We start from the raw sequence: 20656 nt of genomic DNA, 5'->3' as shown, positions 1-20656 counted from the left end.
CGGCCGACAATCGAGGAGATCCAATGAAACGTCTCGGGCCATGGCTCACCCTCGGGGTGGTCGCCGTCCTCGGCCTCATCCTGCTCAGCGTCAACATGTCCAAGGAACCCGAACCGACGGCCGCGCAGCCGACCGCGACACCCGCGGCGGCGACCACGACCGTCGCCCCGGCGGCGAGTGCTACCGCCGCACCGCCGACGACGAGCGCCGCTCCCGCACCGGGCGCGTTCCCGGCGCAGGCGGATTACGTCGGCAAGATCGCGCCCGCCGCCGGTGGCGCGCTCACCCTGGAGATCACCGTCGAGGGTGATCGAGCGGTCGCCTACCTGTGCGACGGCGCGTCGATCGAGTCCTGGCTGCGTGGCAGCGCGGTGAACGGTCGCCTCCAGCTGACCGGGAAGAACGACGCGACACTCGACGGCGCCGCCACCCGTTCCGGGGTCGGGGGCAGCGTCAGCGTCGCGGGTAAGCGGTGGGATTACACCGCCGCACCCGTGACCCCGCCCGCCGGGCTCTACGTCTACTCCGACAACGGAGTACGGCAGAGCTGGATCGTGGACTCCTCCGGTGCGGTGACCGGCGTGCAGCGCGCCGCCGACGGCACCACCTCCCCCGCACCCGCCCTCGCGCCGGACGCGACGGCGCTGGTCGGCGGCAAGAAGATCACGGCGAACAAAGTGAGCGGTGGCGACGATGTCGGCTGAGAACACCCTGCCCGGTCCCGGAACTCGTTCCGCCACACCGGCACTCGCCATCGTGGTGGCCGTATTGATCGGCGCGGCCGTCGCGGTCGCGCTCGGCGTGTACGGCAAAGCGCACGATCCGCGGTTCTTCTCGATCAATGTCGCGGGCTTCTCCAGTCCGACCGCGGTGAAATCCTGGCTCGCCACCCTGGCGGCGGCGCTGGCCGTCTTCCAATTCGGTTCGGCCCTGGCCATGTACGGCAAGATCCCCGGGATCGGCTCACCCCGGTGGCTCGGGCCCGCGCACGTCTGGTCGGGACGGCTCGCCGTCGTGGCGACCGTGCCGGTCGCGGTGCACTGCCTGTACGCGTTGGGTTTTCAGGATTACGAGCCCCGCGTGCTGTGGCATTCGCTGCTCGGCTGCTTCTTCTACGGCGCCTTCGTCACCAAGATGCTGCTGCTCACCCGCAAGGGCCTGCCCGGCTGGGCTCTCCCCCTCGCGGGCGGCCTGGTCCTGACCGGCCTCATCGGTATCTGGCTCACCTCCGCGCTGTGGTTCTTCCAGAACAACGGCATCATCCTCTGATCGGAACTCCCCCATGAACAACAGCACGACCGACAATCTCGACCGCCGCACCGTGGTCGCCGGTGCGGGCATCCTCGCCGCCGCCACCGCCCTGACCGCCTGCTCAACCTACGGGGAAACCGCCACCCCACCCCCCGCCACCGCCGCACCCCCCGCCGCCCAGCCCGGCGGCCCCGCCAACGCCCTCGCCAAAACCGCCGACATCCCCGTCGGCGGCGGCGTGATCGTCGGCGCCACGGTGGTCACCCAACCCACCGCAGGCACCTTCGTCGGCCTCGACAGCACCTGTACCCACGCCGGCTGCAAAGTCACCAAGATCACCGACGGCGCGCTCGAATGCGTATGTCACGGCAGCAAATTCGGCCTCGACGGCTCCGTGGTCACCGGCCCCGCGAAACGCCCCCTCGCCACGAAACCTGTTCGTGTCGAAGGTGACTCGATAGTCAGCGGCTGACCTGTGTGCCCCGGACATCCGGGGCCCATCCGCTCGCCGAGCAGACCCCGCGAACGATCCCAACGACACCGCTCACGGCGTCAACGATTCGACAGTCACCACCATCACTCACTCACCCACCCCACCCCAACAGCAACCCGACCCCCCTTCGTTCCCACACCATCGCCAGCCACCCCCGGCATACAACCAACCCCTCACCGACCAACGAAACGCCCCCACCAGGGAGCGAGCCCGACGAGCGACGGTTCGCGGCCGTCTCGCGTCCGAGCGGTCGAAGCGCATGCGCCGAAGGCGCGAGTCTCGACCGCTCGGACGCGAGACATCAAGGCCGCGAACCACGCCGCGCCAGCGGCCAATATCACAGCATCTCGAGACCCACCCCTCACATACAAGAAATCAAGCGGCGGGCCCCGACCTCACCCGAACATATCGGCCATCCGCCGGTCCATCTCCTCCGGCGACACATCCTCCACATGTGTGGCCACCGTCCACCGGTGCCCCCACGGATCCTCGAACGTCCCGCTGCGGTCACCGTAGAACTGGTCCGTCATGGGAGTGAGTTCCCTCCCACCCCCCGACAGCGCGGCGGCGAACGCCGCGTCGGCGTCCGCCACGTAGACGTGCAGGTTCACCGGTGTACCACCGACCGTCTTCGGGTCGAGGAATTCCATGTCGGGTGCGGGGTCGCCGAGCATGATGACCGACTCGCCCAGCGTCAGTTCGCAGTGCGCGATCTTGCCGTCGGGACGCGGCATCCGCATCCGTTCTACGGCTCCGAACACGGTTTTGTAGTAATCGATGGCGTCGGCGGCTCCGTCGACCGCCAGCCCGGGTGAGACCACCGGATATCCATCGGGAACTGATTTGACAGTCGGCATGGCAGACCTCCGATCGTGGCGAATATCGGCTTTGTTGCGAGCCTATTCCCCGCGCGTCTCGGATCGAGGCCTGTTCGACCGAAAGGTCCGCGAATTCTCGATATCGATCGGCGTTAGGAGTCGGGGACCTGTTTCAGGCTGCGGACCTGCGCGGCGGTGAGATCGGTGAGCACGCCGGGGTCGACCGATTCCGGTGCGGTCACCGACACCTGGGTGAGGGTATTGCCGACCTGGACCAGTGTCACCAGCGAGACGAGGGTGAATCCTTCGCTGGTCAGCCGGAGCTGGAACGAAGTCGACGCGTCGCCCGCCGCGGGTTGTTCGAGTCCGCCGAGGCGATAGTCGATCGCCGCCTGGTCGGCATCGGTTCCGGAATAGCTGATGCATCGACGCAATGTCTGCTGCACCTCGTCGAACGCACCGGAGAGTTTGTCGTTCGGGAAAGTCGCGGCGTCGATATCGATACTCGAGAAGTTCGGCCCGTTGAATCCGACCGCGTATCTGGTGAGCGCGTCCGGGCGCTGTCGAGCAAGCGGTTGCAGTACTTCGGCGCATTCCGCGGGCCGGGTCGCCGCGCCACCGGAGCCGGAGAGTCCGAGAGCGGATTCGGGCACCTGTTCCATGCCCGACGGCAGGTCCTCCGGGCCGAGCAACAGCTGACCGAGGACGACCACCTCGGTGATGGGCGGTCCCGTCGCGGGCGCCGCGGCGACGATCGGGCCGAGCGCGGGCAGCGCCGGGCCGTCGTCGTCGGTCGAATCCGATCCGCATCCGGCCAGCAGTGCCGTGCTCACGGCGGCGAGCAGCACCGCCCCGCCCCTGGTCACTCGGTCCACGTGACCTGCGTCGTGATCGTCTGTTGCAGATTGCTCGCGCTGCGCGGGTCGCGATAGGCCTGGTGGCCGCCGACGGTGATCGATCCCGACACCGGCAGCGGCAGTCCGAGATCGACCGTGATGGTGCCGGTGCCCTCCATCGTGTAGTCCTCGATGTCGAGGATGCCCGCGTCGTTGGGCAGCGCCCACACCTCGGCCTTGGGCATCTGCACCACGTGCAGATCGATGGTGAGTCGATCGCCGTCGATGCCGGTCAGGGTCGCGGTCGTCACCTGGTCGAGTGTGACGCCACCGTCCACCTCCTGGTGCACGGTCCAGATCGCGCCTTCGCCGATCGGCTCGTCGGGGAACATGATCGAGCGATAGACCGCTTGGTAGAAGGCCTGTTCCAGGGCCGCGCGCGCCGAGTTGGAGGTGTCGGGCGACGGCGCGAGCCGCAGCGCGGTGATGGCGCCGTCGTCGCTGAAGTCGAATCCGGCGTGGGTTCCGCCGATGGCGGTGAGCGCCTTGCTGAGCGAGGGGTCGGGGCTGGTGACCGCGCCGATCGTCAGGTCGACGCCCTCGACGCCCGCTTGCGCCGTCATCGGAATGGTCAGCGCGGGCGTCGAGAAGTCGCGCACCGGTTGATCGTTGATCTGCTGTTGGATCCGATGGTCGGTACACAGGGTGACCTGCTGGGTGGTGCCCGCGGCATAGCGCGGCCGCAGTACCGCGCGCGGTTCGGCGCCGGGCGAGACGATGCTCGCGGCCGACGCCGAGATCGGCACGGTCACTTCCTTGCCGATGCCGAGTGGTTCGGTGCCGTCGGTGGCGACCGCCGCGTCGGAATCGTCGCCGCAGCCGACGCCGAAGGCCGAGAGCCCGACCGCGAGCATCACGAGCAGTACGCCCGAGCGCGCGATGCGGGGTACGTGGGGGGAAGACAACACCGTCACATGGCACAGCGTACGACCGCTTCCTGAGTGTCAGCTGGGACATCCCGATACCCGCTCGCCACACCGTCGCGAACACGCCGCACCGGAGGCGCGGAGCGGGCGGGTACGCGCTCGAGAGATGATGAACGTCGTGAGTGACGACCGGCCGACCGAGGACAACACCGCTGACCGCGCGGTGCCACTACCCGACGACGCGCAATCGCCGACCGGGGAACCGGCTCCGGCCGCCGCGCCGACCGACGACGTGGCACCACTCGCGACCGACGGACGGCCCCGGCGACTCAAGTCCCTCTTGCTCGTCGCGGTCGTGCTGTACGGACTCGATCTGCTGACCAAGACCATCGTGGTCGCCAATCTCACCCCGGGCGAGCCGGTCTCGATCATCGGCGATTTCGCCCGTTTCACCCTGGTGCGCAACCCGGGCGCGGCGTTCTCCATGGCGACCGGCATGACCTGGCTGCTGACCCTGGTCGCCGCCGCCGTGGTGATCGGCGTGATCAGGATCGGCCGTACGCTGCGCTCCCCGTGGTGGGCGATCGGGCTCGGCATGGTTCTCGGCGGCGCTCTCGGCAATCTGACCGACCGGCTGTTCCGCGCGCCGGGCCCGTTGCAGGGGCACGTGGTCGATTTCGTCGCGGTCGGCTGGTGGCCGGTGTTCAACGTGGCGGATTCGGCGATCGTGTGCGGCGCGATCCTGCTGGTGGTGCTGACCGTTTTCGGTTTCGAACCGGACGGCACCAGGACCGGGCGCGATTCCGTGGACGGCGGCACCGACGAGGCGAAGCCGGACGACCGGACGATCACGAACGATTCGAACGACTCCGGCGACACCGCGTCCGACCGGCCCCCGACCGAGGGTTCGGCCGGGGCGAGCGGTGCGAAGAGCGCCGGACAGGAGAACGCCGCGTGAGGGAAACCAGAACGATGCCGGTGCCGGACGGACTCGACGGGATGCGGGTGGACGCGGGGCTGTCGCGGCTGCTCGGCCTCTCGCGCACCGCGGTGGTGGCGCTGACCTCCGACGGTGCGGTCCACCTGGACGGCGTGCCCGCGGGCAAATCCGACCGGCTGGTCGCGGGCGCGTGGCTCGAAGTCGAATTCCCCGAACCCAAACGCGAATTGGCCATCGAGGCCGAACCGGTCGAGGGGATGCGGATCCTCTACGCCGACGACGATATCGTCGCGGTCGACAAACCGGTCGGCGTCGCCGCCCATACCGGCGTCGGCTGGACCGGACCGACCGTGGTCGGCGGACTCGCCGCGGCGGGCTACCGGATCTCCACCTCGGGCGCGCACGAGCGCCAGGGCATCGTGCACCGGCTCGATGTCGGCACCTCCGGGGTGATGGTGGTCGCGCAGTCCGAGCACGCCTACACCGTGCTCAAGCGCGCGTTCAAACAGCGGACCGTCGACAAGCGCTATCACGCGCTGGTGCAGGGTCATCCCGATCCGAGCAGCGGCACCATCGACGCGCCGATCGGCCGGGCGCGCGGCAACGCCTGGAAATTCGCCGTCACCGCCGACGGACGGCCGAGCATCACCCATTACGACACCATCGAGGCGTTCCAGGCCGCGAGTCTGCTCGACATCCATCTGGAAACCGGCCGCACCCATCAGATCCGGGTGCATTTCTCGGCGGTCCGCCACCCCTGCTGCGGTGATCTCACCTACGGCGCCGATCCGCGTCTGGCCGAACGGCTCGGCCTGCAACGGCAGTGGCTGCACGCCCACACCCTCGGCTTCCATCATCCCGCCGACGGCCGGTACCTCGAGATCGCCAGCGAGTACCCCGACGATCTGAAACACGCGCTGAGCGTCCTGCGCGATGCCTGATCCGTCCGCTTCCGAACGCGACGCCGACCGTGCGGCGGCCCTCGCCGCGCGGTCTGATGTCGCCGAATCGGAAGCGGGCAGGCCGCTCATCGTGCGTGCCGCGCTGATCGCGCTCGGCGTGATCGCGCTGATGGCTGGCATGGTGGTGCTCGGTGAGCTGAATCCGCCTCGGCCGATCGCCGTCTCGACCGACCGGCTCGGCCTCGAACGTGAAGAGCCGGTGGCGGACTATCTGACGCGGGCGCGCGATTCGATCGCGGGCGCCGACGACGGCGAACGGTGGGCGCTGGTGTCGTTCACCGAGGAGATCCGACCCGAACGGATTCCGGCATACGGCGGCGGCCTGCGGATCGCGCAGGTGCTGCACCGGGTGCCGACCCCCGACGCCCGATCCCCGCTGGTGACCGTCGCGGTGCCCGCCGGGGACGCGGTGGCCGTCGCCTCCGCGCGGTCGGCGGCGTCGCAACTGCTCGCCACGCTCGACCCGAGCGATCCCGGCGCGGTGGACGACGGCTCCCGCGAGGCGGTCACCGAATCGGCGCGGGCGCTCGAGGCCGGATGTGCCTGCACGGTCGGACTCGTCGTCCGCGGCCGACTGCCACAGCTGCGGGATGTGGCCACCGTCGCGGGGGTGCGCGCGGTCGAGGCGCTGCCCGCCGACGCGGTCGCCGGACGGTTCGCGGTGACGCCGCTGCTGCCCGCCCGGCACACCCCCGAGCCGGATGCTCAGTCCGGCAGCGTCACCACGCCGTCCAGATAGCGACGGCACCGGCCGAGCAGCAGCACCCGGTCCCCGACCAGTTCACAGCGCAGGGTGCCGCCGCGCCGGGACAGTTGTCGTGCCACCAGCCCTGTGCGACCGATCGTGCGCGCCCACAGCGGAACCAGTTGGGCGTGCGCGGATCCGGTGACCGAATCCTCCGGGACGCCGAGTCCGGGCGCGAAGACGCGCGAGACGATATCGACGTCGTCACCGCGCGCGGTCAGCACCGCGGCGCCCGGCAGCGGCGGAAACGCGGCGAGTATCGGACGGGCGCGGCGCACTTCGGCCTCGGTGGCGACCACGATCACCTCGTCCGGACCGGAGAACGCGCGCACCGGCCGCACGCCGAGTGCGGCGACCAGCGCGGGCGGCGGCTCGATCTCCACGGATTCGACCGAGGGCAGATCGAGGACGTACTCGTCGTCGTCGGTGCGGTCGACGTGCACCCAACCGCCCCTGGTGTAGAAACTGACCATATCGGCGCCGGGGTGGGCGTCCTCCAGGATCTGCGCCGCGGCGGCCAGGGTCGCGTGACCGCACATGTCGATCTCGGCCGCCGGACTGAACCACCGCAGATGGAAAACCGGTCTGCCCTCGGGCGGTTTCCCCGCCTCGGGGGGCAGCCGCGAGGTGTAGAAGGCTGTTTCGGCGAGGCTGTTCCCCTCCGCCAGATTTCGCAGCAACTCGTCCGGCAGCCAGCTACGCAGCGGCATGACCGCGGCCGGGGTGCCCGAGAACGGTGCGTCGGCGAACGCGTCGATCCGGTGCAGCAGAACCTCCATATCGGAGAAGGTACTCCAACACCGAATGACCGCTTCGCACAAGGTTTCTCGTGGCGCGGCGGGTCGGGTGTCCAGTTGCCCGCCGCGTGGACTCAGGCGCTGCCGCCGGGCGAGACCGGAATGAGCGTGGGCTGCTCTCCGCTGATCGCCGTGCTGATCCACCAGGCGATCTCGACCAGGACGATGCCGACGGCGCCGCAGATGAACGCCGCGGTGGTGAGCCCGACATTCGACGGATCGAGTTTGAAGAACTCCCGGGTGAACGGCACCGTGAACAGCACCAGATAGGCCAGGATCGAGGTCGCGATGAGGACGACCTTCCACCACACGTAGGGCCGCGCCACGATGGCGAGGACCCAGACCGCGATCATGATCAATGTGATGAGCGCGGTCGTACCCGCCTGCACCTTCTGCTCCTCGGTCGCGTCCGCTCCCGCGTAGGCGATCAGGTAGGCCACGAAGGTGGCGACGCCGATCACGATGCCCGACGGAATCGCCAATCGCATGACGCGCCCGACGAATCCGCTGCGCGCCCGTTCGTTGTTCGGGGCCAGCGACAGGATGAAGGCCGGGATGCCGATGGTGAACCAGGCCGCGATCGTGACGTGCCTGGGCAGGAACGGGTAACCGATCGGGTCGTAGCCGAAGATCTGCGATCCGACACCGGCCAGCCCGACCAGGAAGGCGAGCAGCACCGAGTAGACGGTCTTGGTGAGGAACAGGTTCGAGACCCGCTCGATATTGCCGATCACCCGGCGGCCCTCGCCGACCACGTAGGGCAGCGTCGCGAATTTGTTGTCGAGCAGCACGATCTGGGCCACGGCGCGGGTCGCCGGACTGCCCGAACCCATCGCCACGCCGATATCGGCGTCCTTGAGCGCCAGTACGTCGTTCACGCCGTCACCGGTCATGGCGACGGTGTGGCCGCGCGATTGCAGCGCGGCCACCATGGCGCGCTTCTGATCGGGGCGGACCCGGCCGAAGGTGGTCTCGCGTTCCAGCACATCGGCGAGTCGCGCACGGTCCTCGGGCAATTCGCGCGCGTCGACCGCGTGATCGCCGCCCGGCAGTTCCAGCGACGTCGCCACCGCGCCGACCGACACCGCGTTGTCGCCGGAGATCACCTTGATCGAAACATTCTGCTCGGCAAAGTATTCGAGGGTTTCCCTGGCGTCGGGGCGCACCTTCTGTTCGAGCACGATCAGGGCGGCGGGCCGCACCGTGCCCGGCGCGTCGGCCGCGTCGACGGGACGGTCGCCGCGGGCGAGCAGAAGGATGCGCAGGCCCGACGATCCCAGTTCCTCCGCGACGCGGGCATCCTCGGAGGACGGGTCGAGCAGTACATCCGGCGCTCCGAGCAGCCAGTCGCCGTGCTCGCCGTAGGAGATGCCACTCCACTTCTTGGCCGAGGAGAACGGCGCGACGGCCGCGCTCTGCCAGCCCGGTCCCGCGTCGAGGCCTTCGCCGATGGCCTGCACGCTGGCGTTGGGGCGCGGATCGTCGGCGGCCAGCGCGCTCGCCGCCCGGCGCACCTCGTCGTCGTCGAAACCGTCGAGTGTCACGATCCGCGAGAGCCGCATGCCGTTCTCGGTGAGCGTGCCGGTCTTGTCCGCGCAGACCACGTCGACGCGCGCCAAACCCTCGATCGCGGGCAGTTCCTGGACCAGGCACTGCCTGCGTCCGAGCCGGACCACACCGACCGCGAAGGCCACCGAGGTCATCAGCACGAGCCCTTCGGGCACCATCGGCACCAACGCCGCGACCATGCCCGTCACGGCGGGCCGCCAGCTCTCACCGCTCGAGACCAGCTGGTTGTAGATGCTCAGCAGACCGGCGGGAATCAGCAGGTAGGTGATGACCTTGAGGATGGTGTCGATGCCGCTGCGCAGCTCCGATTTCACCAGGGTGAACTTGCTCGCCTCGTCGGCGAGTTTGGCGGCGTAGGCCTCGCGGCCGACTTTGGTCGCCCGGTAGGCGCCGCTGCCCGAGACCACGTAACTACCCGACATCACCTGGCTGCCGATCGCCTTGTCGACCGGGTCGGCCTCGCCGGTGAGCAGCGATTCGTCCACTTCGAGCAGCGCGGATTCCTCGGTCACGCCGTCGACGACGATCTGATCGCCCGGGCCGAGTTCGATCAGGTCGTCGAGCACCACCTCGCGCGGCGCGATCTGGGCCGCGATCCCGTCCCTGCGCACCGTCGGCTTGGCCTGGCTCACGATCGCGAGTTGATCCAGTGTCCGCTTCGCCCGGACCTCCTGGATGATGCCCACCGCGCTGTTGGCGACGATCAGCAAGCCGAACATGCCGTCGATCACCGATCCGGTGGACAGGACAAGGACGAACAGCACACCGAGAATGGCGTTGATCCGGGTGAAGACATTGGCCCGGATGATCTCGCGCACCGAGCGACTGGCCCGGTCCGGCACGTCGTTGGTCAGTCCGTCGCTACGACGTCGCTCGACCTCCGCAGCCGTGAGTCCGTTGGCTTTCGGCGCCTGCACCGTTGTCGACATGCAGGCAAGCCTAGCCACGGTCTCGGCCCCACAGGGGACCGAGGCCGTGGGGATTTCCCGCCGTCAGGGCAGGGTCACCAACTCGACCCGCGCCCTGACATCGGAACCGCTGGTGCACTCGATCTGCACGGTGCTCCCCGGCGGGAAATGCAGGTCCTGCGGCAGCGGCGCACCCCGGGGCGCGGCGAAGTAGGTGGGTGGATTGAGCGAGGCCCCACCGCACCACCATCCGGTCGGCGGACCACCCGGTCCCGGCTCTATGCGCACGATCCCGCCCGGTAACAGCGTGTGCGGAACCGCGGACCCTGGCGAAAACGACGACGGCGACCTCGTACACCGTCCCCGAGCAAACAGACTGATCGGTTCCTAACGGTTCACGGGGGCGAAGTACCGTGAGACGAGTGCGGCGAGTCGAGGTTCCCGGTGTTGCGTTCGGCGCGAGCGCCTATCTGATCTGGGGGCTGTTTCCCGCGTTCTTCGGGCTGCTCGCCTTCGCGAGCGCCGCCGAGGTGGTGGCGCAGCGGATCGTGTGGACGCTGGTGCTGGTATCGATCGTGCTCGTCGTCTCCGGGCGGCTGCGCGAGTTGCGCGGCATCGACGGCAGGACATGGCGAATGGCGGCGCTGGCCTCGGCGGCGCTGTCGATCAATTGGGGCACCTACGTCTTCGGCGTGACCTCGGGACACGTGGTGGAATGCGCGCTCGGCTACTTCATCAACCCGCTGGTCACCGTCGCGTTCGGGGTGGTCATCTTCCGCGAGCGGCTCGCGAAGGCGCAGTGGGCGGCGCTCGGGCTCGGCGCGGTCGCCGTGGCGGTACTGACCGTCGACTACGGCAGGCCACCCGTCATCGCGCTGGTGCTCGCGTGTTCCTTCGCCGTCTACGGACTGGTCAAGAAGGTCATCCGGCTCGACGCGCTGCGCGGGATCGCCGCCGAAGGTATCGTCGCCGCGCCGTTCGCGCTCGGCTTCATCCTGGTACTCGTGCTGACCGGCCGCAGCGAATTCGATTCCGGCCCCGCCCACACCGCACTGATGGTCTCGACCGGTCCGGTGACACTGGTTCCGCTGCTGCTGTTCGCGATTGCCGCGCAACGGGTTCCGCTGTCGACCATGGGGCTGCTGCAATACCTGACACCCGCGTTGCAGATGGCGTGGGGCGTCGCGGTCGTCCACGAACCGATGCCCGCCTCGCGCTGGGCCGGTTTCGCCCTGATCTGGGCCGCACTGGCGATCTTCACCGCCGACGCCCTCACCCGCGCCCGCCGCGCCCGGCGCCCCGCCTCGAAACCGGTCCCCGAAGCCCCGATCTGACAGACCCACTGCGCGAGACCCATTCCGTCCACCGCCGAACCGGGTTCGCGCGGAGCATCTTTCGTCACCGCCAGACAGAAAAACCGGCCCACCTCTGTCACATCGGGACAGCGGAACAACAGCCCGATCTCGGGTACATTGTCCGATCGACGCGGTATCGAGGGGTTGGATCAGGTTGGACGACAGGCAGTGGGACCGGGTAGCCGGAGCCTTGCTCGGAACCGCGGCGGGCGACGCGCTCGGCGCCGGATACGAATTCACCTATCCGGACGCCGAAGCCGAAATCGGCATGATCGGCGGCGGCATGTGCCGCTGGGCGCCCGGCGAATGGACCGACGACACATCGATGGCTATCGCGGTCGCCCACGCCGCCGAACCCGGCCCCGGCATCGACCTCGACGCGGTGGCCGCGGGCTTCGTCCGCTGGTTCGATTTCGACCCGCCCGACATCGGCGTCCAGACCGCCAAAGTACTCGCCACCCGCCCGAAATCCGCGCGCGAGATGCAGATACAGGCCATGACGATCGAAGGCCGCACCGGCGGCAACGGATCGCTCATGCGCACCGCCCCCGTCGCGCTCGCCTACCTCGACGACGCCGAGGAATGCGTCCGCATGGCCGGAATCGTCAGCGCGCTCACCCACCACGACCAGCAGGCGATCGAAGCCTGCAAGATCTGGACCTACGCCATCCGGCACGCCGTACTCGCCGGAAATTTCGACGGCGTACGCGACTACGTCGCACGATCCGCGAGCGCCGACTACTGGAACCGCCTGCTCGACGCCGCCGAAACCGGGGCACCCACCGACTTCGCGCACAACGGCTGGGTCGTCCACGCCCTCCAGACAGCGTGGTGGGCCATCACCACCGCCGACGCCTCCTGCCCCGCCCACCTACCACTGGCCTTGGAACTGTGCGTACGCGCGGGCGGCGACACCGACACCACCGCCGCCATCGCGGGCGCACTGCTCGGCGCCCGATGGGGTGCGTCCGCCGTACCGCAACGCTGGCGGTCCCTGCTGCACGGCTACCCCGGCCTCACCGGCGAAGACCTCGTCGCCCTCGCCATCCGCGTGGCTGGGTGATTGGCGGCCGGGGCCGCAGGTTCGCGGCCCCCTTTGTCTCGCGTCCGAGCGGTCGAGACTCGCGCCTTCGGCGCATGCGCTTCGACCGCTCGGACGCGAGACGGGCCGCGAACAGTCGCTCGTAAGACTCGCTCCGTGGGGCTGAGTTGAGCGCGCTGGGTTGTCACACGGAGTCGGACCGTGTGGGAGGTTATGGGGGCGCGAACAGTCATCGACGAAGGTCGCTTCGTGGGCACTGGGTCCGGCGCGCTGGTTATCCCGCGGAGCCGGACCACGACGGAGGTCGGTGGAGCACAACCAGCCGCTGCAAAGCTCTTCGGGGCGCTGGGCCCGGGACGCTGGGTTGTCAGACGGCGCCGGACCGCATGGGGGGCGTCGAGGTCGTCGCGGTGCCGGACATGGACCGAGGTCGTCGAGTGACGACATCGGCACCACACGAGCCGAGGTGTCGGATACGGCTCGACGCCGAAAACGGTCGGCTACCAGACGGTGCTGAGTTCTCCCGGGGTCCAGAGTCCGGAGTGGTCCCGTTGGGTGATCGCCGGATCGGCGGGGACGGCGCCGGGGGCGATCCTGGTCAGCTGCTGCAATTCGCCCCAGTCCCTGCGCCAGTCGTGGTTCAGGTAGGTGGCAAGGGTTCGGGCGCGCAGCAGCATGTCCGACCAGCCGAGGGGGCCGCCCTTGTCGTGGCTCTGCCACAGCGTGGTGATCTCGGCGCCGGGGCGGTCGGGCAGGATGCGGTAGGCGGGGATCTCGGCGATGCCGTGGCGGTGGTCGTAGGGGCGCTGGCCGGGGAATTGCAGGCCGACCATCCAGTCGGTGAGGACCGGGGTGCGGGAGCCGACCAGGTCGCGCAGTGTGGTTGTCTGCGGCACGCGCGGCGGGGTCAGGGCCAACCACTGGGCCGGGTTGCGGTCGCGGTCGACGGCGACGACGCGGATGACGTCGGCCGAGGCCGGGATATCGGTGAACGGCACCCGCAGGTTGCGCCACGAGGGCGCGGGGCCGATATCGATCGGGACCACCCGGCCCGCGGCGCGCGCGGTCGAATCGGAATCGGTCGTGCCGTATTCGATGTCGAGCGTCTGGCCCGCGGTGACGACACCGTCGGCGTCCACCGAGCGGATCCGGCCCGCCGCGCTCAGCGCGACGATGCCCGCGCGCTGGTCCGGCGCGGGCAGCCGGTACCAGCCGGTGGTGAGTTCGGCGGGGCCCGCGTCACCGGATCGGTAGCTGCCGAGCACCGGGGTGGTGGCGGGATCGAGGCCGAACGGAAGGGCGGCGCTCGCGGTGCCGGATCCCGTTCCGGCGCGGGAACTGTCGGTGTTCAACGCGTCGGCGATGCTGCCGACCGAACCGGTCGCCTCGTCGTCGGGGCGCAGGTCGTTCGCCACGCCGGACGGGGTGAATCCGGTTCCGGTCCCCGCCAGCGTGGTGAACGCGTCGCCGGTGAGCGGACGTAGCATTCCCGCGTTCGGGTCCGCTTCGACCAGTACGTGTCCGGCCAGGCCCGACGGGTCGCCGGTGACGGCGTCGAGGTTGGAGCGCGCGAGCGAGAACGCGGGGCCCTGGGCGACGGCGGCCTTCGCGAAGGACCCCAGATCCCACACCACGAGCAGCGCGAGCGCGATGGTCAGTGGCGGCAACAGCGAGACCCGCCAGGCGAGACGCGAAACCCGATGCGGGGTACCGGGTTCCGGTGCCCGTACCTGCCACCAGGCCGCCACCGCGAGCAGCGCGAGCGCCAGCCACAGGAACAGCCGATTCACCGCGAAACCGGCCACCACCGGCGGTTTGTCCCACCACGGCATGCCGTAGGAGGACACGTACCACCACTCGTTGGGACCGGAGAACACCAGCGCGAGCAGGAAGGCGACCACAGCGGCGAACAGTGCCCGATTACGCGGCGTGCGCAGTACCCGGGGGCCGACCGCCATCGCGGTCAGCACCGCGACGGCGCCCGCGACACCGGCGAAGACCCCGAAGTGGTGGGTCCACTTGGTCGGCGTGATCATGATGAGCACCAGCGCGCCCGCGGTGGTGCCGAGTATCCGCCGCGACGGCCCGGCCGCGGTACGCGGAATCCGGCCGCCCTTGCGCAGCACCATCACCACGCAGACCACGAGACCGGCGAGCAGCGCGAAGATACCGATCCGCCGACCGACCGAACCGTCGGTCTCGCCCTGGAACAGGTACTGATAGCGCAGATACTCCTGGTACCAGGGCACATCGGGGCCGATGACATGGTGCACGCGCTGCATCTCGAGCGCGGCGGCGATCGGCTGGTCGGCGAACGCGATCGCCAGCACCAGCAGTCCGGCCGCGACCAGGGGCGCGAGCAGCACGGCGAAACCGAGCAGCCACCGCCCCGGACGCAGGCCCGGGCCGACGCGCCCGATGACGATGCGCGCCACCGGCCGCAATCCCGCGAGCAGCGCCGCGATACAGATGACACCGGACGGTCCCGCCGTCACGGTGAAGGCCGCGACCAGTACCGCGACCGCGGCGGGCAGCATCCGCCGCGTCGCGATCGCGCGCTCGACCGCGCACCACGTCAGCAGCAGGCCCAGCGCGACGGGCGGTTCCGGGCGCAGACCGTTGTCGTAGGCCATCCACACGGTGAGGAAGCCGAACGCGCCGGTCCACCGGGCGACCGCGCTGTGACGCGCCGCGACCCCGAGCCGGGGCACGACGACGCGGCTGAGCAGCAGCCAGATGAACACCCCGCACAGCAGGGCGGGCAGGCGTACCCACGGACTCGCCGTCGATATCTGCGCCATGACCCGGATGAGGTCGTAGTAGGGCGTGCCGACGGGATTCTCGGGGACGCCGAAGTAGGCGAAATAGTTGGCCATGTAGCCCGAAGCGCCCGAAGCGCGGGCCATGCCGAGTTGATAACCGTCGTCGGAGGTGGTCGAACCGATGAAATGCCAGATCACCAGTGTCGACACGACGACGCCGTCGAGAATCGTGAACTGCCGCAGCAGCGAGAAGGGACGCCGTCGCGTCGGCCGCATGCCGTCACGCCGGTCCAGCCGCGCCAGCGCGATCAGCGATACCGCGGTCGCCAGCACGGCCAGCCAGATCGCCGCGCGTTTGAGCGGCGTCGGGGACGAGGAGAACCTGGTATCGAGTTCGGCCGTGACCCGAGTGCCGTCGGCAACGGCCAGATCGCTGAAGATCCCGACCATCTGCGGACGGAAATCCCCGGTCAGGGTGACCGGCGCGACGCCGGAGGCGCTGAGGGTCGCGGTCGCCGTCGCATTGTCGGCGTCCACGGTGAGGACGCAGCCGGGTTCGAGTCGATCGAGCGCGACGGTGAACAACGCCTGATTGCGCAACACCACGTCGAGCCGGGCCGGGGTGTCCTCGGAGCGAGCCTGCACCTGGGCGATGAATCCGTACCTGGCCAGGTCGGGGGCGCCGGTCGGGCCTGTCGCCGCGAGCACTCCGCCGTCGGCCGCGAGCCGATCGATAGCCGCACACGGCACCGTCGCGTGGAAGGTGGACGGCGCGTAGGCGATCAGCGGCGCCTCGATACTGCGCGTCGAATCCGCCTGCGGCCAGGACAGCGTCGCCGCGTCCACCCGGATCGGGAGCAGCGGCACCGCGATCGCGCAGAGCGCGCCGATCAGTGCCGCGATGAGGGCGACAGGAGCAGCCCAGCCTCCGCGCGCGACGAGCGGTCCCGTCCCGTTGTCGATTTCCCGGACGGACGGCTGCCCCGCCCACACCATCGTGTCAGCCACGGAGGGTGATGGTAACCATCATTCCTGAGAGCGAAAACCGTTGCCGGTACCGCACAGTCGCTCTCGTCCCCGGCTCCGGCCTTCTGGCCTGCGCGTTCACCGGAAATAATCGACCGGAAACACGTGGAGGGCGCCCGGCCCGATGGACCGGAACGCCCTCTACATCGATCTCAGCTGCAGGCGGTCGACTGCTGACCGAGGGCGGCCAGCATCTGGCAGGCCCACGCCTTCTGGACCTTCCACACACCGTCCTCGGCGACGAACGGCACGTCGGCGATGTTCTCCTGGCCGTTCAGGACGACCTTGGCCTTGGCGTTGATGGTGTCACCGAAGGCCGTGACCTCGGTGACCTCGACCGAGGCATTGGTGGCCGTGTACGCCTCGGCCAAGCGGTTCGGCAGTTCCGGATCGGCCTCGGCGCCCTGCACCATGTTCAGCTTCTCGGAGTTGGGCACCGAGGGGTCGAGCGCTTTCTGCAACTGTGCGTTCAACTCCGCCACGCTCGGAACCGGCGGCACGTTCGCCGCGGCGGTGGCCTTCGCACTGGTCGACGTCTTGGTCGGCTTGGCGGTGTCGCTCTTGTCGTCGCTGCCGCATGCGGTCATGCTCAGAGCGGCGACAACGGCGAGGCCGGCGATCGCGATGCGTCCAGTCTTACGAAGCTTCAACTGCTCGTCCTTTGCGTTCGAGTAGGTGGTCACGGGAAGTACCCCGACATCGCCGCGCGGCAACGATGTTCACCGGCGGCGCTGCACGGCTCACACAGGCTACCGGTCAGTGGAGACTGCCGAGCGGATCCGCCCGGGACAGACCGATGTCGTCGGCGCTGAAGGTACGCGCTGGACCCGGCCCTGTCGAGCTTGTCTCGAACCGTACGGTAACCACGCCGAGTCCCGCGCCCTGCACCCACCCGTGTCCGAATTCCGGATGTGACACATCCATTCCGGGAAACCAGTGCGCGCGACGGTTACCACCCGCGCCTACCGACTCGGCGACAGGCTCTGAGCCCCAACCGGTTTCGGTGACGTCCTCGATCGGCATCTGGTCGAGTTCGGGGAACAGCGATTCCTGGCGCACCGTCGAGAGTCCGCCGAATCCCACGCCCACCAGCCGGATCGGGCCGAGTTCGGCCGGATCGATCGCCGAACGCTGCGCCGCGGTGCCGAGGGTGATCGGATCGGTGGTCGCGTACGGGAGTGTGAACGATCGGGTCACGATGCTCATATCCGATTTCCTGAGTTTGAGCACCACGGTGCGCGCGGCGCGTCCGTCCTTCTCCAGGCGACGGTGCGCGGCGGCCGTCATCGCCTCGATCGCGGATCTGAGTCCGGCCATGGTGACGATATCGGTGGCGAAGGTGGTCTCGGCGCTGATCTGTTTGGCCTCCGCGCGTTCGGCGACCGGGCGATCGTCGATTCCGCGCGCCAGCCGGTGCATCGATGACCCCACGCTGCCGCCGAGAATCGACACCGCCTCCTGCTCGGGCAGTGCCGCGAACGCGCCGACGGTCTCGATGCCGAGCGATCGCAGTTTCGCCTCGGCCACCGGGCCGATCCCCCACAGCTTGCGCACCGGCAGCCCTTCCAGCAGTTCTCGCTGTTCGACGGGCGAAATCACGCGGATACCATCGGGTTTGGCCAGTCCGGAGGCGATCTTGGCGAGTTGTTTCCCGGTACCCGCGCCGACCGAGGCCACGAGTCCGGTCCGTTCGAGGATCAGCGACCGCAGTTCGGCGCAGAATTCGTGCACGGCGGCGGTACTCGCCCCGGCGAGTTCGACGGGTTCGCCGAACGCCTCGTCGAACGACAACGTCTCCAGCACCGGAATCCGGCCGCGCAGCGCGTCGAAGACCCGGCCGCTGACGACGCCGTAGACGACACCGCGCGCGGGCACCACCACGGCCGCGGCCCCGACGAGCCGCCTGGCCTGATGCATCGGCATCGCCGAGCGCGCGCCGAAAACCCGCGCCTCGTAACTCGCGCCGGCCACCACGCCGCGACCGCCCGCGCCGCCGACGAGCACCGGCCGACCGCGCAGGGTCGGCCGGGTCAGCTGTTCGACCGAGGCGAAGAAGGCATCCATATCGATGTGGAGCACCCAGCGGCGCGCGACCCGATCGGCGTGATCGGGTGGGTAGGGCTGTCGCACGGTCGCGTTCACCGCGGAGTCGCCGAATATTTCCCGGACCGAAATTCCCCGGGTCCGGCGGACACCCCGAGGTCGCGCCGAGGCGCCCGCCGTCGAGGGCGGGCGCGCACGTCACCGCTCACGGCCGTTGTCCGGTGCGTCCACTCACGCACCGGAATCTACGCCGCCCTACCGACACGTCCACGCCCTCGGCGAGCCGTCGCGTCCCGGAGGAATCCGGTACACCCGTGGCAGGTCCGGGCGGCGCGTCGCGGACCCCGCGGCCGGACGCGCCACGCTCGTCACCGGCCGGTAGCTGTAGATCCGCTGCGAGTGTGCGAGCGCCCGCACCGGCGAGCTCGCACCCACCGAATGGGCCGTGACCTGGACCGATACCTACATTGTTCAAGATCGACACGGGCGCGCGGACGCCCGCCGAACGGGCGTGGGAGCACCGCGGATATGTGATGATCGGTTCATGAAGATCCGCAAAGCCGTCATCCCGGCTGCCGGAATCGGCTCACGCCTACTCCCGCTGACCAAGGCCATCCCCAAAGAGATGCTGCCGGTCGGCGACAAACCCGTCATCGAGCACACCGTCCGCGAGTTGGTGGCTTCCGGCATCACCGATATCACGATCGTGGTCAGCGGCGGCAAGTCGTTGATCCAGGACCATTTCCGTCCGAACCCCGCGCTCGTCGCCCAGTTGCGCGCCGACGGAAAGACCGCGTACGCCGACGCCGTCGCCGAGGTCGGCGATCTGTCCCGGCTGGGCCACATCACCTACCTCGATCAGCACGGCCCCTACGGCAACGGCACACCCGTGCTGAACGCCGCCCGCAACGCCGGTGACGAACCCATGCTGGTGCTCTGGCCCGACGATGTGTTCGTCGCCGACGTGCCGCGTGCCCAGCAGTTGATCGACGCGTACGAGTCCACCGGCGCGCCGGTGCTCGCGCTGATGCCGATGGCACCGTCCGATTCCCAGCGCTACGGCGTGCCCGTGGTCGCCGACGATCGCGGCGACGGTCTGCTGCGCATCACCGGTCTGATGGAGAAGCCCAAGCCCGAAGACGCGCCGTCGGCCTTCGCCGCGATCGGCGGCTATGTCGTGACCCCCGGCATCGTCGACGAACTGCGACGGCAGACCGAGCGCTGGTATCAGCACCGCGAGGGCGAGGTCTATCTGACCGATGCCATCAACGTGCACGCCTCGCGCAACCCGGTCTTCGGTCAGGTCATCAGCGGCCGCTGGTACGACACCGGCAATCCGGCCGACTACCTGGTCGCCCAATTCGCTTCCGCGCTCGCGCATCCGGAGTACGGGCCGCTGTTGCACCAACTGGTCGCGGATACCGTCTAACGCCCGTCCACGGCCCGGTCGGTCAGAAGCGGCGGATCGCGTAGATGTCGAACCTGTCCAGCGGAGTCAGGCCGACCGGGACGCCCCAGTCGAAGGCGTTGAGCACCTGGCCGAATCCGGCGTAGATGCCGACGTGTGAACCGTCGCTGTTTAGGACGACGACGTCGCCGGGTGACAGCGCGTAGCGCGGGACCGGCGCACCGACCGTCGCCTGCTGCCACGTGGTACGCGGAAGGCTCACGCCTACCTGCCGGAACGCCCACTGCACCAGCCCGGAGCAATCCCACGAATTCGGGCCGACACCGCCCCATTCGTAGGGCTTGCCGGTCTGGGTGGTTGCCGCGGCCAGCGCGCCGAGTCCGGCGATACTCGACACCGGAAGTGCCGCCGATCCGCTGGAACTGCCGGAGCCGGAACCGGATGCCGATCCGGAGCTGCCCGATACGCTCTCGGTATCCGATAACGCGGGCCCGGCCAGCAGCAGAGTGGCCGTGGCGGAGATGAAGAAGCCGAAGATCATCCGGCGCAACGATTTCCTGTTCACGTGCTCGCCCCTCACTGTCGGCCTAGCTGTCGGTCGCCGAACGGCGGCCTGGCTAACTCTCGGCAACCATCCCACGATGGGAAGGGAGCCGCAGACCACAGCGCGTAATCGGACTGTCGAAGTCCGGAAAACGCGGTTCACACAGAACAAACCACTGATCATGCACCGAGTTGCCTAGAGTGCCTCTCGACCACACCGGTCACATCCGTA

19 protein-coding genes are annotated in these 20656 nt (G+C 69.2%); 9 read left to right on the top strand and 10 right to left on the bottom strand.

Going from position 1 to position 20656, the window contains the following annotated elements:
* Window positions 1-23 precede the first annotated feature (23 nt).
* The 3 genes from OG225_RS03930 to OG225_RS03920 are packed head-to-tail and all read left to right on the top strand — an operon-like array spanning window position 24 to window position 1723.
* A complete protein-coding gene (locus OG225_RS03930; protein ID WP_405180435.1) occupies window positions 24-704 on the top strand; it encodes a hypothetical protein in 681 nt (226 codons plus the stop codon).
* Window positions 694-1269: a DUF6529 family protein gene (locus OG225_RS03925; RefSeq protein ID WP_405180434.1), complete on the top strand. Its 576-nt coding sequence runs from the start codon at window positions 694-696 to the stop codon at window positions 1267-1269. Before OG225_RS03930 ends, OG225_RS03925 begins: the two co-directional genes overlap by 11 nt.
* A 13-nt stretch (window positions 1270-1282) precedes the next feature.
* Window positions 1283-1723, top strand: a complete 441-nt coding sequence (locus OG225_RS03920; RefSeq protein WP_405180433.1) for a Rieske (2Fe-2S) protein — start codon at window positions 1283-1285, stop codon at window positions 1721-1723.
* Between the two features lie 416 nt (window positions 1724-2139).
* Here OG225_RS03920 and OG225_RS03915 read toward each other — a convergent pair whose 3' ends face one another.
* The 3 genes from OG225_RS03915 to OG225_RS03905 form a co-directional block, all read right to left on the bottom strand.
* Window positions 2140-2601, bottom strand: a complete 462-nt coding sequence (locus OG225_RS03915; RefSeq protein WP_405180432.1) for a VOC family protein — start codon at window positions 2599-2601, stop codon at window positions 2140-2142.
* 113 nt (window positions 2602-2714) lie between these two features.
* Entirely contained in the window at window positions 2715-3428 is a 714-nt protein-coding gene (locus OG225_RS03910) for a hypothetical protein (RefSeq protein ID WP_405180431.1), read from the bottom strand.
* Window positions 3425-4312 carry a hypothetical protein gene (locus OG225_RS03905; protein ID WP_405183188.1) on the bottom strand — a complete coding sequence of 296 codons (888 nt, stop codon included), beginning with the start codon at window positions 4310-4312 and terminating at the stop codon, window positions 3425-3427. The genes OG225_RS03910 and OG225_RS03905 overlap by 4 nt, the downstream gene beginning before the upstream one ends.
* Before the next feature lie 178 nt (window positions 4313-4490).
* Here OG225_RS03905 and lspA point away from each other — a divergent pair, with 178 nt between their 5' ends.
* Genes lspA through OG225_RS03890 form a run of 3 tightly spaced genes read left to right on the top strand, consistent with a single transcriptional unit; the run spans window position 4491 to window position 6965 of the window.
* Window positions 4491-5282, top strand: a complete 792-nt coding sequence (lspA, locus tag OG225_RS03900) for a signal peptidase II (RefSeq protein ID WP_405180430.1) — start codon at window positions 4491-4493, stop codon at window positions 5280-5282.
* Window positions 5279-6205, top strand: a complete 927-nt coding sequence (locus OG225_RS03895) for an RluA family pseudouridine synthase (protein ID WP_405180429.1) — start codon at window positions 5279-5281, stop codon at window positions 6203-6205. The genes lspA and OG225_RS03895 overlap by 4 nt, the downstream gene beginning before the upstream one ends.
* Entirely contained in the window at window positions 6198-6965 is a 768-nt protein-coding gene (locus tag OG225_RS03890; protein ID WP_405180428.1) for a hypothetical protein, read from the top strand. The genes OG225_RS03895 and OG225_RS03890 overlap by 8 nt, the downstream gene beginning before the upstream one ends.
* Here the strand turns inward: OG225_RS03890 and OG225_RS03885 are convergent.
* The 3 genes from OG225_RS03885 to OG225_RS03875 form a co-directional block, all read right to left on the bottom strand.
* The gene (locus tag OG225_RS03885; protein ID WP_405180427.1) at window positions 6932-7750 is read right to left on the bottom strand and encodes a PhzF family phenazine biosynthesis protein; all 819 of its coding nucleotides are present in this window, start codon (window positions 7748-7750) and stop codon (window positions 6932-6934) included. The two genes, OG225_RS03890 and OG225_RS03885, sit on opposite strands and share 34 nt — an antisense overlap.
* Before the next feature lie 92 nt (window positions 7751-7842).
* Complete coding sequence (locus OG225_RS03880) at window positions 7843-10266, bottom strand: HAD-IC family P-type ATPase (RefSeq protein ID WP_405180426.1); 2424 nt, start codon at window positions 10264-10266, stop codon at window positions 7843-7845.
* 63 nt (window positions 10267-10329) lie between these two features.
* Window positions 10330-10533: a hypothetical protein gene (locus tag OG225_RS03875; protein WP_405180425.1), complete on the bottom strand. Its 204-nt coding sequence runs from the start codon at window positions 10531-10533 to the stop codon at window positions 10330-10332.
* Window positions 10534-10667: 134 nt separating this feature from the next.
* Between OG225_RS03875 and rarD the strand changes: the two genes are divergently transcribed.
* Together rarD and OG225_RS03865 are read left to right on the top strand one after the other, a co-directional pair.
* On the top strand, window positions 10668-11579 hold the full coding sequence (rarD, locus tag OG225_RS03870) for an EamA family transporter RarD (protein ID WP_216909885.1): 912 nt from the start codon (window positions 10668-10670) through the stop codon (window positions 11577-11579).
* 169 nt (window positions 11580-11748) lie between these two features.
* Window positions 11749-12663 (top strand): ADP-ribosylglycohydrolase family protein, encoded by a 915-nt coding sequence (locus OG225_RS03865; RefSeq protein ID WP_405183187.1) that lies wholly within the window; start codon window positions 11749-11751, stop codon window positions 12661-12663.
* Window positions 12664-13142: 479 nt separating this feature from the next.
* On the opposite strand, the gene OG225_RS03860 is transcribed toward OG225_RS03865, so the two are convergent.
* The 3 genes from OG225_RS03860 to OG225_RS03850 form a co-directional block, all read right to left on the bottom strand.
* Window positions 13143-16412 carry an arabinosyltransferase domain-containing protein gene (locus OG225_RS03860; RefSeq protein ID WP_405180424.1) on the bottom strand — a complete coding sequence of 1090 codons (3270 nt, stop codon included), beginning with the start codon at window positions 16410-16412 and terminating at the stop codon, window positions 13143-13145.
* A 170-nt stretch (window positions 16413-16582) separates the two neighbouring features.
* A complete protein-coding gene (locus OG225_RS03855) occupies window positions 16583-17080 on the bottom strand; it encodes a hypothetical protein (protein ID WP_216910071.1) in 498 nt (165 codons plus the stop codon).
* 106 nt (window positions 17081-17186) lie between these two features.
* Window positions 17187-18494 carry a DNA polymerase IV gene (locus tag OG225_RS03850; protein ID WP_405183186.1) on the bottom strand — a complete coding sequence of 436 codons (1308 nt, stop codon included), beginning with the start codon at window positions 18492-18494 and terminating at the stop codon, window positions 17187-17189.
* Between the two features lie 523 nt (window positions 18495-19017).
* Here OG225_RS03850 and OG225_RS03845 point away from each other — a divergent pair.
* The gene (locus OG225_RS03845) at window positions 19018-19902 is read left to right on the top strand and encodes a UTP--glucose-1-phosphate uridylyltransferase (protein WP_405180423.1); all 885 of its coding nucleotides are present in this window, start codon (window positions 19018-19020) and stop codon (window positions 19900-19902) included.
* Window positions 19903-19924: 22 nt separating this feature from the next.
* On the opposite strand, the gene OG225_RS03840 is transcribed toward OG225_RS03845, so the two are convergent.
* Window positions 19925-20446 carry an NlpC/P60 family protein gene (locus OG225_RS03840; protein ID WP_405180422.1) on the bottom strand — a complete coding sequence of 174 codons (522 nt, stop codon included), beginning with the start codon at window positions 20444-20446 and terminating at the stop codon, window positions 19925-19927.
* Window positions 20447-20656 lie beyond the last annotated feature (210 nt).

The sequence above is a fragment of the Nocardia sp. NBC_01377 genome (assembly GCF_045040005.1).
Lineage (GTDB): Bacteria > Actinomycetota > Actinomycetes > Mycobacteriales > Mycobacteriaceae > Nocardia > Nocardia noduli.
This window is presented reverse-complemented; position numbering and strand designations above follow the sequence as displayed.